The sequence below is a fragment of the Streptomyces sp. NPDC006450 genome (assembly GCF_040612195.1).
Classification (GTDB): Bacteria; Actinomycetota; Actinomycetes; order Streptomycetales; family Streptomycetaceae; genus Streptomyces.
This window is the reverse complement of sequence record NZ_JBEXPT010000077.1, coordinates 22,498-32,039: the sequence shown is the minus strand read 5'-3', so window position 1 is coordinate 32,039 and position 9,542 is coordinate 22,498. Positions and strand designations below refer to the sequence as shown.

Below are 9,542 nucleotides of genomic sequence, written 5' to 3'. Positions count from 1 at the left end.
CGATGACGGATCGGGCACGCGCGCCCGCGAAGCTGCGAGGAGGAGACATGGACGGTCCATCCGAAGAGATGTACGAACGGCTGCGGCACGAGTGCGCCCGTCGCGCGGACGATCTGTGGCACGTCAGCCGGACCCTGCACGCCGACCCCGAACTCGCCTACGAGGAGCACCGTGCGGCCGGACTGCTCACCGAGCAGCTCCGGCAGGCCGGCTTCCGAGTGGAACATCCAGTTGTTCAACACCGCGGCAGTGGTGGGCATGCGCCTCCCGTCCGGCTCGCACGTGCAGGGGATCATCACGGACGGGGGCAGCGCGACGAACGTCGTACCCGCCTACGCCGAGGGCCTGTTCGGCCTGCGCGCGGCCACCGGCACCGCTCTCGATGCCCTGGTGGCCGACCTCTGCACGTGGTCCGAGGGCGTGGCGGCCGCGACCGGCACCACCGTGGAGGTGACCCGCCAGGGCAGCGGCTACGCCCACTTCCGGGACAGCGACGTCCTCTCGGACCGCTTCAGCGAGCACATCGCCCGCTCCGGCATCCAGCTCACCCAACCCGCCGCAGGGGTGTACCTGGGCTCGTCCGACATCGGGGACGTGAGCGGACGGGTGCCCGCGATCCATCCGTTCGTCGCGATCCTGGGCGACGAGGAGTCGGACCACACCCCGGCGTTCGCCCAAGCGGCCGACTCGGACCGGGGCCGCCACGTCATGCCGGCGGCCGCCGAGGCTCCGGCCTGTACGGCGGCCGACGTCCTCATGGACGCCAGGACTTGTGGGCGTCCCTCCCCACCAGCAGCTTCTCGTGCGGACCGGCCACTGACAGCATCGCCGACTTCACCGACAGCGAACTGCCACAAGTGGAGAAGAAGGCGTGGTCGGCGCCAACGGCCTCCGCCATGAGGGCCTGCGCCGCCACCACCACGGCGTGGGAGGACGTGCGGTCGTCCAATCCGCTGGTGGCCAGCACGTCGGAGCGGAACACCGCGTCACCGAGCACGGCTCGGACGCGGGGGTCCGCGCCCCTCCCCTGCTTGTGACCCGGCGGCGTGAACGGTGTCTGCCCGTCTGCGTGATAGGCGGCCAATGCCTCGAGTACCGGTGCCTTCGACTGGTTCATGGTCCTCGACGGCCCGGTGGCAGCCGGCGAAAACAGCCCACCGGCGCACGCACGGGCTTCTGCCTTCGATGCGTTGCGGGTCGATGCGTTGCGGGTCGATGCGTTGCGGGTCGGTCAGGCGCCGGGAACGAAGAGGCAGAACGGGTGACCGTGCGGGTCGCGTAGGACGCGTACACCCTCTTGGGGCTGGTGCTCCTCCACCGTCGCACCCAGAGCGCGGGCCCGCTCGGTCTCCCCGTCCAAGTCGTCGACCTGGATGTCCAGGTGCGCCTGCATCTGCTGCGCACCGGGTAGCTGCGGCCACACCGGAGGCGCGTGGTCGGTCTCCAGCTGGAAACTGAGGCCCGGGCGCTCCCGTTCCGGGGCCCGCAAGCGGACCCACTGCGGCTCGCGCTCCACCTCTTCCCAGCCGAGCAGGGCCCGGTAGAAGTCGGCCAGCGCAGGTGGATCGGGAGTGCCGAGAACGAAAGCGCCGAGCATCGTCGTCATCCCTCACCGCTGCCCACGGCGGGGCGTCCCATGCGTCCGCACGCGCCCTGGCCGGGCCATGGCTGTCCAGCTTCGTATCGGAGCGTCAGCGAGCCTCGCACCCGTCCGGGGGAACGCCGCGCCAGGATGGGGAGGCCCGAGGGCACCGGCGCCCCGGGCGGAAGGAGAGCGCATTGATCACCACGAACGTCCAGCGCTACGGCACGGTCCTGGTCAGCGTCACCGGGGCGCTCGACGGGGAGGCGGGCGCGGCGCTCCAGCAGGCGCTGGACGGCGTCACCGCCGACGAGCGGGACCTCATGGTCGACGTACACGGCGCGGTGTCCATGGACACCGACGGCCTGCTCCATCTCCTGGCCCTGCACCGGCGGGCGGAGAATCTGGGCCTGCGTGTCCTGGTCGTCGGCTGGCAGCCCCAGCCCCAGCAGTTTTTGGCCGACGTGGCGGGCATCCGCGGTCGCGGCTCGGCCACCGGCGAGCGGTACGCCGTGGCGGGCTTTCGCCGGCTGATCGAGGAGCGGGCGCAGCGCGTACGAGACCTCTCGGACTTCGGTTCCGCAGGGCCGTACGGTGTCTAGCGGGCCCTGTCCGTTCCTCACACGGACGGTTCCCACTCCTCGGGGCCGGCACCTCGCCACTCCACGAAGTCGGGGTCGGTGAGGTCCACGTCCTCGGCGTCCTCGAGCCCGGCCTCGGCAAGGAAGACGCGGATATCGGCCGGGCGGTGTGCGACCCCGATGGCGGTGCCGTCGTAGCGGACCCGGCGCCAGCCCTGCGCGTCGGGCGGATAGACGATCAGCTTTGCGGACATACGCCCAGCCTCTGCCCTGGCTGCTCCTGGAGCACGTAGCCGCATCCGACCGGGTGACGCCCCGTGCGCTCCCCGCTCCGCCGGAGCGGCGGCTGGGTCACCCGGCTTCGCGCTGCGGCAGGGAGGGTGTCGCCGAACCCCGACCCGGCGCCCGCCCCCGCCCCCGCCCCAGAGAGCGGAGAGGGAGCCGGGGGCGGGGCGGCTGGTCCACCCGAACGAAGCCCGTGCGGGGTCAGACCTCGCCGCGCCAGGAGCCGGTCTCTCGACCGCGGTCCTCGATGTACTCCTTGAACCGCTTCAGGTCGCCGGTGATCTGCCGCTTGACGACACCGAGCTTGTCGGCGACGTTCTCCGCGAAGCCCTCCGGGTCGTAGTCGAGCTGCAGCATGACCTTGGTCCTCGTGTCGTCCAGGCGGTGGAAAGTGACCACGCCGGCCTGCTTCACGTCGCCGCCCAGCGTCGTCCACGCGACCCGCTCGTCGGGGATCTGCTCGGTGATCTCCGCCTCGAACTCCTTCGTCACCCCGCCGATCTTCGCCACCCAGTGCGTCATCCGGTCGGTGCGCTGATCGATGCGCTCCACACCGTCCATGAAGTGCGGGAACGACTCGAACTGCGTCCACTGGTTGTAAGCGGTGCGCACCGGTACATCGACCTCGACGGACTCTTCGACCTGAGACACAGCAGCGTCCTTCCTCTTCGCCGGCCGGTATGGCCCGGCCGTACCCGGGGAGCCCTTCCCCTGCTCACTCCTGTGCCCCCGTTGCCCGCAACCATGACCCCCGACCAGACGCTGCTCTGGGCGTCAGCCGCTACGGGTTGGGCAGACGCGGAACCATGTCCGGAATTGTCGGCCAGATCGACTACCGCGAGGGCCTGATGTCCCGGTCGGTGAGCATGCCCTCGAGCCTCTCGTCCGTGCCGCAGATCGGCAGCGAGCCGAGCCCCAGCTGGTGAATCGTCCTCTACAGGTGGCTGCCGCTCGAGTGGGGCCGCGTCCAGTGGGAGTGCAGGGCGATCCGGGCGGGGACCGGAAGCCGGCGGACCACCTGTTCCTGTGCCCTGGTCCGCAGCGAACCTGCCACCTTCCTGGACCGGCCGGCCATGAGAGCGCGGTACCCCTGGTGCGCGACGAGCGAGGGATCGTCCTTCTTCGAGCGCCCGACACGGGTGTCCAGCAGACCCGCCCGAACGAAGAACCTGGTGTCCGTCGCGCCGGGCATCAATGCGGTGACCGTCACGCCGGTGTCCCGCAGCTCGCTGTGCAGGGCACGGGCGAAGGACTGGAGGAAGGCCTTCGAGGCGTTGTAGACGGCGTTGTAGGGGCCCGGGGTTTCGGCGGCGACCGACGAGGTGATGAGCACTCGTCCCTCACCGCGCGCGGCCATGTCCGTCAGCAGGCGTCTGGCCAGGTGCACCGTCGAGGAAACGTTCACGTCGATCACCCGGGCAAGATCCGCGAGATCCGTCTCCAGGAAGGCGCCGGCCCGGCCGATGCCCGCGTTGAGGACGGCGGTGCTCACCGGACGACCGTCGGCGCGCAGCTCTCCCACGAGGATCTCGACGCCGTCGTACGTGGCGAGGTCGGTGATCACCGCGTGCACGGCCGTGCCGTGCACGCGGAGCCGCTCCGCAGCGTCGTGGAGGAGATCGTTCTCGGCTGCGATCACGAGGTCGTATCCGTGGCGCGCACATTCACCCGCGAGCTCGAACCCGATGCCGCTGGAGGCGCCGGTGACGACGGCCAGGGGGCGTGGTGTGTCCATGAACGGCGGCTACCCGCCCGAGGACGTCGCATACCAGTTCCTGGCACCAGCCCTGTCGGCCGACCGGGCATCCATGCCGCCGCCCGGCCGCCCTCATCAGCACCGCGCTCGATGCCGTGACGGCTGAGGGCCGAGGGTTGTCGCGGCCGCGACCGAGCTTGGACCGCACCGCACGCGGGGTCAGATGCGCTGGGCTCGGTGGAGGAGGGGGTGGAGTCCGTGGTGCCGCAGGGCGGCCCGAGCTGCGTTCGCGCCCGGGGCGCCGTGCACTCCGCCGCCCGGGTGGGCAGCCGCTGAGGCGAGGTAGAGATTCCTGACGGGTGTTTCGGGCCTGCCGGTGCCGGGGGTGGGGCGGAAGATCGCCTGCTGGTGGAGGGCGGTCGTGCCGTTGTTGATGGCACCGTTGTGGAGGTTCTCGTTCATGGCCTGGAGCGTGGTGGGGGCAAGGATGCGGCGGGCGAGGATCCGGCTGCGGAACCCGGGTGCGAACCGTTCCACCTGTGCCTCGATGCGGTCGGCCATGGCTTCCTGCTCACGCGCGTCCCAGCGGCCGGTGATGCGGTCGGGGCCGGCGTCGGAGGTGATGTGCTGCGGGAGGTGGGTGTAGGCCCAGGCTGATTCCGTGCCGGCCGGGGAGCGGCTGGGGTCCGCCGTGGTCATCTGACCGAAGAGGGCGAACGGCTCGTCGGGGACCTGGCCCATGGCGATCTGGGAGGCGAAGCGGGTCAGGCCGTCGACGCCGTCGGCGACGTGGACCGTACCCGCCCCGGCGGCTCGGGACGCGCTCCACGGCACCGGGCCGTTCAGGGCCCAGTCGACCTTGAAGGTCGCGAAGTCCCACTGGAACCGTTCGAGGTCCCGCAGGAACCGGGACGGAAGGTGCTCCTCCCCGACGAGGTCGCGGTACAGGGCCGGCGCCGACGTATCGGCCAGTACGGCGCGGCGGGCGTCGACCGTCTCCCCGCCCTCGGTCCTGACCCCGATCGCCGTACGACCGCGTACGACGACGGACGCCACGCGTTCCCCGCAGCGCAGGACGCCTCCGCGGCGCCGGAGGCGGCTCACGAGCGCCGCGGTCAGCGCGCCCGCCCCGCCGACGGGGACCGGGAAGCCGTGGCTCTGTCCGAGCATCGACATCAGCCAGCCGAAGCCCCCGCTGCCGACGGCCTCGGGAGCCAGGTCGGCATGCAGGGCGTTCCCGGCCAGCAGGAGACGCCCACCTTCTCCGGCGAACTCCTCCTCGCCGAGGCGGCGCACGGGCAGAGCGAGGTTCCGGGCCAGCCGGAGTCCGCCGGAGGCCCGCAACTTCGCGGCGAGCCGGAGGCCGGGGCGGACCGGAGGGAAGGGGGTGAACAGGGCTTGGACCAGGGCGGGACCGATGCGGCTCCACACCTCGTACATGTCCCGCCAGGCGTCCCCGTCGGGCGCCGCGAATCCTGCGAGCCCGTCCGAGGTCGCTCCCACGCCGCGCTCCAGGACCGCGCACCTGCCGTCCCTCAACGGGTGGGCCAGGACGGACGGGGCGTGGCTCCATCGCAGGCCTTCGGCCGCGAGGTCGAGGCGGGCCAGGACCGGGGAGGCCGCGGCCAGGGGGTAGAAGGCGCTGAAGACGTCCGAGACGTAGTCCGGATGGACGCCCCGGTCGCTGCGGACCGCACCTCCCGGCTCCGGCTGTGCCTCCAGGACCTCCACGCTCCAGCCCGCGTCGACCAGAAGGTTCGCGGCCACCAGCCCGTTCGGGCCCGCACCGATGACCACCGCGTCAGGCATGGCGGGCCCCGGCGTGCCCGTGTTCCACGATCTTGGCCAGGCGGGCCAGCATTCCCCGGTGGCGGAGCTGGAGCAGGGCTTCGACAGCGGGGTTGTGCAAAGTACCGCCCAGGCCACGCAGGGGGTGTTCGTCGCAGACGACGAGGGTCTCCTCTCCCCACGGCCTGAGCTGGAGGAAGACCCTCGCGGTGCCCAGCGCCTTGAACGACGCTTCCAGTTCCAGCTCCCTGCCCGGCTCCTGGTGGCGTACGGTCGTTACCCCCTCGGTCGACCAGGGGCCCAGCCGCACGGTGTAGCGAAGCCGGGAGCCCACCTGCGGCCAGGCCTGGTCGAGCGGCGTGGACTCGGACGGGCCCACCACCCACTCCCCGTACAGGGTCGGATCGGCGAGCACGGCCCACACCGCGTGCGGCGGCCGATGCATCAGCTGGTTCCGGACAGCCATGAGCACAGTCCTTCCGTCGGCGGATTCCGCGTGGCCCGGCGCGCCCTGGGGCCATCCGGGCCGTTGCGTCGGGCGCGAGGCTGGTCAGCGCCCCGGATGACGCCCTGCCGGGCTCGTGCGTCGGCGCGGTCGGAGGCGGACGCTTGCGTGGGCTGGTCTACATGGGGTCCATGGTCCCGCTGCCCCTGCCGTTCTCCTGCTCGCTCTTCTCCCGGATCCGCATGGCCTTGTCCTTCAGGCGCTGCCGCTCCACCGGATCGGTGGCGTGCTGTGCCGCCTGCTCCAGCTCCTGGGCCTTGTCGCGCATCTGCTGGGCTCGCTCGCTCGGCTGGCTGCTACCGGTCATGGTCAGTCCTCAGGTCGGTGTAGGGGTGGGTCTCCCTTACAGGCAAACAGCGGATGGGCCGACGCGCCACAGGGGACCGGGTTCAGAGCCGTACTGGCCATGGGGACGACGGCTTGATCAACCCCGGTCCCCGTGCGCGGGTTCCCACCGGACAGGGGGAACCCGCGCCCCACGTACGACCGGTGCGTTACCGGCGACGACGTCCACGGCTGCGCCGCACCAGCACGAGCGCGAGCACCACGGCGCCGGCGACGAGGAGCGGGGTGCGGTTGCCGCGTGCGGCCGTCGCAGCCTGGCCGGCCTTCTCCAGTACGGAGTCGGGGGTCTTGTCCGCCGCGTACTGTCCGGCGCGGGCCGCGCTGTTCCGTACCTGCGCTGCGGCGTGGGAGGTCTTGTCCAGGACGGGGTCCGGGGTGTTCTCCCGTACCAGCTGGGCGGCCTGCCCTGCCTTCTCGCGGATCTGGTCGGCGATGAGGGAGGCCTTCTCGGCGGTCTGCTGCTTCATGGCGGCGTCATCTCCTGAATGCGGGCCTGATGGTCGGACGTGGCGGCCAGAACCCGAGGCTCTGGCCCGACTCGTCCGCGGTGTCAGCCGTTCTACTAGGCACTGGGCGGTATTTCTTGGATGCGGGCATCGGCGTTGCGTTTGACCTGGTCGATGCCGTTCAGGCAGGACCGGTGCGCCGAACCTCCTCGTTGAGACGCGCACGTGGGGTTGTCGGGCGTCTACCCCGCCATCGCGGCAACACCCACCCAGCGAACCGGAGCTCTGGAGCAGAAGGGAGTTCGCCCGCCTGGCGTCAGGCCGATGGCGGCGTCTGCGGCCAGGCCGCAGGTTCAGCACACGGCGCTGCGGGCAGGCGGTCGGCACCGGCGGACCCACCTGTTGAGGACGCGTGCGCGTTCACGGGGTGAGGGTGAAGAGGTCGCGGGCGCCGGTGATGTCCAGGAGGCGCAGGGCCTGGTCGGGGAGTCCGCAGAGTTCCAGCGTGCCGTGCTCGGCCTCGGCGCGGTTGCGGAGGATGAGGAGCGTGTTGAGGCCGCTGGAGTCCATGAAGGTGACGGCCGACAGGTCCAGGACGAGGGTGCGGCCGGCGAGGACGAGGGTGTCGGTGGCCGCGGTGACGCGCGGGACGGTGTCCATGTCGAGGGCGCCGGTGAGAGCCAGGACGGTCCGGGGCCCGGCGTGTACGGCGGTGTCGGTGTTCGGGGTGGAGTGCATGGTCGGATCCGCCCATCGGATCGGAGCCCATTACGGTCGGCTCCCGAAACCCGTTCGCAGGAGGCCGTCAAGCGCGCGGCCGCCTTGGGCCGCGCAAAGCCGAGCGAGACCACCCGAACCTTCCACCGGCCACGTGTCGTGGCCTCTCGGCGGCGCGGGGTCTCCCACCAGACCAGGCTGGTTGTACCCCCGAGCCTGACACGCCCCCGCCGCGAAGGCCAGACGGTACCCGGCCATGTGCTCCCATCAGGGGCGCAGCCGGGCGTGGGCTGAGCGTCGGTCCTACCAGGGAGCGTGGGCGCAGATGGTCTTGCCGCCGTCAGGGGTGGGTTCGGTGTGAGTGTGGGTGGTGAGGCGGTTGATGAGGTGCCATCCGTAGCCGCCGCTGCCGTCGGTCCGGGGCGGGCGAGGTCGTGGGGGTTCGGGGCTGGTGTCGGTGACGCGGATCTCCACGTGGTCCGCGTGGAGTTCGAGGTGGAGGGCGGCGGGGCCGTCGGTGTGGCGGATCGCGTTGGCGACGAGCTCGGTGACGACCAGCAGGACCGCGTCGCCGTACTCGGGCCGGGCAGGTGCCCGGGCCTGCCCGGCGTCCAGGAGGAAGTCGTGGGCGATCCCCCGTGCTGTCGTCGTGGGCCGGCCGGTGCGTGGCACGGGCCGGTCCAGGGCGAGCAGGGGCAGAACCACAGGGTCTCCCTCCACGTGGTGGGCGTGTACGGCGCCTGCCCGCTCTGCGGTCCCCCACCCCTGACACGGGTCGATGAACGCCGCACCGCCCCGGGCCGACGGGTCCGGGCTCAGCCATGGCGTGCAGCGTCAGGGCAAGGCCCGACATCATGCCTCCCCACCTCAGTTGCGGGGATCGCTGTGCCTACCGAGCCATGTGGCGCGCCGGTGCTCTGCAGACGGGGTGGCCGTGGGGGTGGGGTGGTCGTCGCCGAGGGTTTGAGCGGTTTGTGCGGTTTGGGCGCGGGCGGCGTCGCGCTGCTCGATGAGGTCCTCGCGTTCGCGGTCCACGACCGCACTCTCCCGCTTCGAGGCGAGGGCAGCCTCGTGGCGGGCGAGGCGGCTGCGTCGAGAGGCCCGTCGGCCCGCCGCCAGGACGAGAGCAAGGCCCAGGACGGCGGTCGCGCCGACGGCGATGCCGTACAGGAACAGGGCACCCGTCGAGCTGGTGACGTGGTAGCCGAAGACCGAGAAGTCGTTGGTGAGCTCGTGAGCACTCCCGAGGTTCGCCATGACTCCTGCCACGGCGAGGACGAGTGCTGCGATCAAGAGGATGAGGCCGAGAATGAGGATCATGGAGCACTCCCTGCTCCGCACTGCCGCGTGCGAATGCGATGCGGTCGGCGGAGGCCCGCCGATCCAGACACCGTTTACCCGGAGGTGGCCGGGCCAAGCGACCGCTGCGTGGCGTATGCAGCGGCCCACTCCGTCCCGGGCCGGTTCGGCAGCCTCACGGCCGGCGGCTCCACCCGTCCCCGACGAGGACACGGTGCAGGGTTCCCGTCCACACCGGTGCCCACCGCGCATCCGCTTCCCAGCCGTCCCGGTCCGCTCAGCCCGCCGGGGTGCGGCT

13 protein-coding genes and 1 pseudogene are annotated in these 9,542 nt (G+C 71.6%); 1 reads left to right on the top strand and 13 read right to left on the bottom strand.

What is annotated here, in order from left to right; all coding sequences use genetic code 11:
* From ABZY57_RS21905 to ABZY57_RS21895, 3 genes and pseudogenes are all read right to left on the bottom strand, one after another.
* Positions 1 to 260: hypothetical protein (locus tag ABZY57_RS21905; RefSeq protein WP_356514365.1), on the bottom strand; the 260-nt coding region annotated here is incomplete at its 3' end.
* Between the two features lie 506 nt (positions 261 to 766).
* Positions 767 to 1,117 (bottom strand): annotated as a pseudogene (locus ABZY57_RS21900) (ornithine decarboxylase); the annotation flags it as partial.
* A gap of 114 nt (positions 1,118 to 1,231) precedes the next feature.
* Positions 1,232 to 1,597: a VOC family protein gene (locus ABZY57_RS21895; RefSeq protein ID WP_356514363.1), complete on the bottom strand. Its 366-nt coding sequence runs from the start codon at positions 1,595 to 1,597 to the stop codon at positions 1,232 to 1,234.
* Between the two features lie 182 nt (positions 1,598 to 1,779).
* On the opposite strand from ABZY57_RS21895, the gene ABZY57_RS21890 reads away from it, so the two are divergent.
* Positions 1,780 to 2,184 (top strand): STAS domain-containing protein, encoded by a 405-nt coding sequence (locus tag ABZY57_RS21890; protein ID WP_356514361.1) that lies wholly within the window; start codon positions 1,780 to 1,782, stop codon positions 2,182 to 2,184.
* Positions 2,185 to 2,201: 17 nt separating this feature from the next.
* On the opposite strand, the gene ABZY57_RS21885 is transcribed toward ABZY57_RS21890, so the two are convergent.
* The 10 genes from ABZY57_RS21885 to ABZY57_RS21840 all read right to left on the bottom strand — a co-directional run bounded on the left by ABZY57_RS21885 (position 2,202) and on the right by ABZY57_RS21840 (position 9,265).
* Positions 2,202 to 2,417: a hypothetical protein gene (locus ABZY57_RS21885; protein WP_356514359.1), complete on the bottom strand. Its 216-nt coding sequence runs from the start codon at positions 2,415 to 2,417 to the stop codon at positions 2,202 to 2,204.
* Positions 2,418 to 2,649: 232 nt separating this feature from the next.
* On the bottom strand, positions 2,650 to 3,099 hold the full coding sequence (locus ABZY57_RS21880) for an SRPBCC family protein (RefSeq protein WP_356514357.1): 450 nt from the start codon (positions 3,097 to 3,099) through the stop codon (positions 2,650 to 2,652).
* A 283-nt stretch (positions 3,100 to 3,382) separates the two neighbouring features.
* Positions 3,383 to 4,183, bottom strand: coding sequence for an SDR family NAD(P)-dependent oxidoreductase (locus tag ABZY57_RS21875; RefSeq protein WP_356514355.1), 801 nt, complete (start codon positions 4,181 to 4,183; stop codon positions 3,383 to 3,385).
* A 180-nt stretch (positions 4,184 to 4,363) separates the two neighbouring features.
* Complete coding sequence (locus tag ABZY57_RS21870) at positions 4,364 to 5,953, bottom strand: NAD(P)/FAD-dependent oxidoreductase (protein WP_356514353.1); 1,590 nt, start codon at positions 5,951 to 5,953, stop codon at positions 4,364 to 4,366.
* Positions 5,946 to 6,398, bottom strand: coding sequence for an SRPBCC family protein (locus ABZY57_RS21865; RefSeq protein WP_356514348.1), 453 nt, complete (start codon positions 6,396 to 6,398; stop codon positions 5,946 to 5,948). Before ABZY57_RS21865 ends, ABZY57_RS21870 begins: the two co-directional genes overlap by 8 nt.
* A gap of 157 nt (positions 6,399 to 6,555) precedes the next feature.
* Complete coding sequence (locus tag ABZY57_RS21860) at positions 6,556 to 6,744, bottom strand: DUF6381 family protein (protein ID WP_356514346.1); 189 nt, start codon at positions 6,742 to 6,744, stop codon at positions 6,556 to 6,558.
* 187 nt (positions 6,745 to 6,931) lie between these two features.
* A complete protein-coding gene (locus ABZY57_RS21855; protein ID WP_356514344.1) occupies positions 6,932 to 7,249 on the bottom strand; it encodes a hypothetical protein in 318 nt (105 codons plus the stop codon).
* Positions 7,250 to 7,648: 399 nt separating this feature from the next.
* Positions 7,649 to 7,966: an STAS domain-containing protein gene (locus ABZY57_RS21850; protein WP_356514342.1), complete on the bottom strand. Its 318-nt coding sequence runs from the start codon at positions 7,964 to 7,966 to the stop codon at positions 7,649 to 7,651.
* Positions 7,967 to 8,248: 282 nt separating this feature from the next.
* On the bottom strand, positions 8,249 to 8,650 hold the full coding sequence (locus tag ABZY57_RS21845; RefSeq protein WP_356514340.1) for an ATP-binding protein: 402 nt from the start codon (positions 8,648 to 8,650) through the stop codon (positions 8,249 to 8,251).
* A gap of 162 nt (positions 8,651 to 8,812) precedes the next feature.
* Positions 8,813 to 9,265 (bottom strand): hypothetical protein, encoded by a 453-nt coding sequence (locus ABZY57_RS21840; protein WP_356514338.1) that lies wholly within the window; start codon positions 9,263 to 9,265, stop codon positions 8,813 to 8,815.
* Between the last annotated feature and the right edge of the window lie 277 nt (positions 9,266 to 9,542).